The sequence below is a fragment of the uncultured Campylobacter sp. genome, from assembly GCF_938031315.1.
In the GTDB taxonomy this organism is placed as follows: domain Bacteria; phylum Campylobacterota; class Campylobacteria; order Campylobacterales; family Campylobacteraceae; genus Campylobacter_B.
Genome location: NZ_CALHHT010000055.1, coordinates 1 through 1,389 on the forward strand (window position 1 = coordinate 1; position 1,389 = coordinate 1,389).

Sequence of the window (1,389 nt, forward strand, 5' to 3'; positions counted from 1 at the left end):
CGCGAGAAGCTTTGAGCTCTTTACGAACTCAAGCGTACGCTTCGCCGCATCGGTACCGTCAAACGCGATGAGCACGGAGTTTATCGGCGAAAATTCCTTATTTACTAAAAGCGATGGCACATGCAGCTCTTTAACCAGCACGCTCGCGTTGAAGCCCACGTCCTCGTTATTTGAGCCCTTGATACCGAGCACGAACATCTCCGCTTCGTCCTTATACTCGGCGATAACATCGATGAAATCGCCCTCTTTGATGATCTTTTCGGCCTGGATCCCCGCAGCCACCGCGGCAGCGACGCACTCCTGCAGCATCACTTCGGCTTCCTCGTAGTCCTTCTGCATATCTACGCCGCCTATCTGAGGGTTGCCGTAGCTGCTGGTGAGGATGTCCTTTTCGCCCAGGACGATGCCGCCCGCCGCAAGCCCATAGAAATTCTCGCCTAGCTCGGGGATCTCTACGACGTGGATAAACACAAGTTCGGCGCCGAGGCTTTTAGCGACGTAAATTCCATAATCACACACGGGCTTTAAAAGCGCGTTTTGATCGACGCAAGTGATGACCTTTTTCATTTTTCGTCCTTTTAGAGATAAAATTTCAATCAAAACAAGCTTATCAAATTTTGTATAAAAGTTATTTAAATTCGGCGGATTTGAATGCGGCGCGGACGGTTTTAAAATTTATCAAGCCGCTAAAAGCACGGTTTAAAGCGCCGTTATTGCGGTTAGTAGCCCAAAGATGATCCCCGGGAAATTCGCCGCGGCGAGCGGATAGTCCTTTTTGGACTTTAAAAGCGTAGCTGACCCATATCGTGCAGTTTATCGCGGCTGCGAGCGGCTGGAGAAACGGGACTTTGTTGCCGTCTAAATTTGCCATTATGTTTGGCACATAGGATACGTACATGATGACCGACAGACATGTGCCTGCCCAACCTAAAATTTCTGAATTTCTTTCGCCATAGGCTCTGTTTGTTTTTAAGATACGTTCCAAATTTACGGATGAAACGGAGCGGGATTTTAATGCATCCAAAGATAAGAAACAAATCAAAAGATGGCTAGAAATAAAATTTGACTTTAAATTTATCGCGGCGACTCCTCGCTCGCTCACGTCTGCGTAAATTTTAAAGCGGCGTTTGAGGCGCGCACTTAAAAAATGGCGAAATTTAAAACGCCATGCGGCACAACGATAGAATTTAAATTGAAAAAGGCGGAATTTCAAGCGGCGCGACTGCGACGAAATTTAAAGTAAAATTTGCCGAGGCGAAAGCCATTAAATACACTCTTCCGAAGGCTCGCGGCTAAATTTGAAATAAAATTTTGCGGCGAAATTTTGAAAATATATGTGGATTAAAAATTAAATTTTAAAAGGCTTAATAACCCGCGTTTGCGATCGCT

Annotated in this window: 2 protein-coding genes; both read right to left on the reverse strand. The window is 45.9% G+C overall.

What is annotated here, in order from left to right; translation table 11 throughout:
* Nucleotides 1–567 (reverse strand): universal stress protein (locus tag Q0236_RS01685; RefSeq protein WP_297914291.1); only part of this gene is annotated, 567 nt, incomplete at its 3' end.
* Nucleotides 568–628: 61 nt separating this feature from the next.
* On the reverse strand, nt 629–1,042 hold the full coding sequence (locus tag Q0236_RS01690) for a hypothetical protein (RefSeq protein WP_297914294.1): 414 nt from the start codon (nt 1,040–1,042) through the stop codon (nt 629–631).
* Nucleotides 1,043–1,389 lie beyond the last annotated feature (347 nt).